The organism is Frankia sp. Hr75.2 (genome assembly GCF_949319125.1).
Lineage (GTDB): Bacteria > Actinomycetota > Actinomycetes > Frankiales > Frankiaceae > Parafrankia > Parafrankia soli.
The window spans coordinates 1-1,839 of record NZ_CASGGV010000129.1 but is presented as its reverse complement, the minus strand read 5'-3'; the positions used below and the strand labels follow the sequence as shown (position 1 = coordinate 1,839).

The following is a 1,839-nucleotide window of genomic DNA, read 5'->3' as shown; positions in this document are numbered from 1 at the left end:
CGTTGCCGAGGATCGCCGGATCCAGAGTGCGCGGATCGCTCAACGTGAGGATCCGGCCTTCGCCACCCGCCACCGGTTTGGCGGAGGCGCCCGTGGACGGACTGGTATCACCGCCGCCGCCACATGCGGCCAGGAGGAGCGCCACACAGCATGCGACAGCGGTGACGAGTAATCGCGTCTTACGAATCATCGGGGGACCTTTCATCAGTGTTCGGGATCGGTAAAGCGGCACAGGGCCCGGGGACTGGGGGACGGCTGACTCAGGTGGCGCCCGGCTACGGGCTGGTGGTCAGTCGTGCAGAGTGTGGCCGAACTGGTGGCGTGGTCGCCTGTTTCGTTGAGCGCGAACACGGTGAAGGAGATGACGGGGCGCGGGACGAACACCATGTGGATGGCATCGGTTATCGCATCCTTACCATCGGAGATCATCCCGCCCCAGCTCGGCTGCAGCGGCGGAATGCCCATGCCCAGGGAGCTGAACGGCCCCTCGGCCACGATTGGGGCGGCCATCACGATCGGCCGGTAGGCCCCCAACGGGGGCGACAGGTTGGGCAGGATCTCCCTTGACAGGATCCGCCGGCGGCTCTCGCCCATGTTCCGCTCGGCCATGACGAACTCCCGCGACGACCAGGCGAGGGTGGGACCACCCCGTCACCGGAGCCGACCAAGCTGCATCGCAAAGACGTAGGTCAACACGGGGCCCGCAATGAAGGCGGGTACCGAGAGGACCCGAGGACAGTGCGGTGATCGCCCGATCGATCGCCGTCCCGGGCCACGTCGCGGACACCACGGCCAGCGCCCCGGCGACGAGGAGAACAAAAACAAGTGCCAACGCCGCCAGTTCCAACGTCATCGGCAGCCGCTCGCCGATCGCCTCGACGACGACAGGTTGCCCGGTCACCGGCGAGGCGCCCAGGTCACCGCACACCGCATCCCAGAGCCAGTTCAGGTACTGCGACCATAGCGGTTTGTCCATGCTCAGCTTCGTGTTCAGTGCTGCGATCGCCTCCGGGGTCGCGTTCTCGCCGAGGATGACCGAGACCGCCGAACCTGGCGCCAGGCCCGGCAACGCCACCGCGCCCATGGTGACGAGTAAGATCACCAGTAGGCTCCGCCCGGCTCGTCTCGCAGCAGTGAGCACGACGCAGCTCGCTTCCTTGGTCCTGGAGAGGGCATGACAACGACCGAATCGGTCCGTGCAGCGTCACTAGCAGCGAATACACCGAGATCTCTCAGAGAGGGTTATAGCCGCTGATCATGACGTTGCCAATGTTTACTCGGGAGTAGAACGACTCGCCCCTCGGCCTCGCGCCCCACTCACCCGACCACCACCAACCAGGCCAGGCCCGGCCACCAGCCCCACACAGGGTATTTATACTCAATTATCGTATTAATACTCAATTATCATTCCAATAGAGACATACAGGATATTCCGTCTCGCACCCGGTTGACAGAAATGGCTATAGCGGTTCCACTGACGAGGCTGGGAACCGCACGGTGGAGCGGCTGATGGGCGAGTTGGGCCTGGTCGGCGCGGTCCGCGGTGACCACAAGCGGCGGACCACGGTGGCGGATCCGGCGGCCGAGCGGCTCGCGGACCTGGTCCGACGCAACTTCGCCGCGGACCGGCCGAACCGGCTGTGGGTAGCCGACAGGTCGCACCGATAATCACAGCTCCGTCCGAGGTTCCGTGTCCAGACGCGACGGTGGCCTACTCGCTGCCCCGCGGGTGAGCGACGGCGAGCACCAGGCCGTCACGGTCGACGACTCGAACCGCGTCGATGGCATCCGCTGGGATCGAGCTCGCTCCGACGACATCAGCCTTCGTTGTCGGCGTCG

Annotated in this window: 2 protein-coding genes and 2 pseudogenes; 1 reads left to right on the top strand and 3 read right to left on the bottom strand. The window is 65.4% G+C overall.

Going from position 1 to position 1,839, the window contains the following annotated elements:
* From AC559T_RS11855 to AC559T_RS11845, 3 genes and pseudogenes are all read right to left on the bottom strand, one after another.
* Window positions 1–190, bottom strand: a pseudogene (locus tag AC559T_RS11855) (ABC transporter substrate-binding protein); the annotation flags it as partial.
* Window positions 191–204: 14 nt separating this feature from the next.
* Window positions 205–609 (bottom strand): hypothetical protein, encoded by a 405-nt coding sequence (locus AC559T_RS11850; RefSeq protein ID WP_498868724.1) that lies wholly within the window; start codon window positions 607–609, stop codon window positions 205–207.
* Window positions 610–850: 241 nt separating this feature from the next.
* Window positions 851–1,141: pseudogene (locus tag AC559T_RS11845) on the bottom strand (ABC transporter permease); the annotation flags it as partial.
* Between the two features lie 368 nt (window positions 1,142–1,509).
* On the opposite strand from AC559T_RS11845, the gene AC559T_RS11840 reads away from it, so the two are divergent.
* Entirely contained in the window at window positions 1,510–1,668 is a 159-nt protein-coding gene (locus AC559T_RS11840) for a hypothetical protein (RefSeq protein ID WP_498868723.1), read from the top strand.
* The last annotated feature ends 171 nt before the right edge of the window (window positions 1,669–1,839 follow it).

Excerpts from the sequence above, each read along its gene's own strand:
- AC559T_RS11850 (WP_498868724.1), bottom strand. The coding sequence starts at position 609 with ATGGCCGAGCGGAACATGGGCGAGAGCCGCCGGCGGATCCTGTCAAGG.
- AC559T_RS11840 (WP_498868723.1), top strand. The coding sequence starts at position 1,510 with ATGGGCGAGTTGGGCCTGGTCGGCGCGGTCCGCGGTGACCACAAGCGG.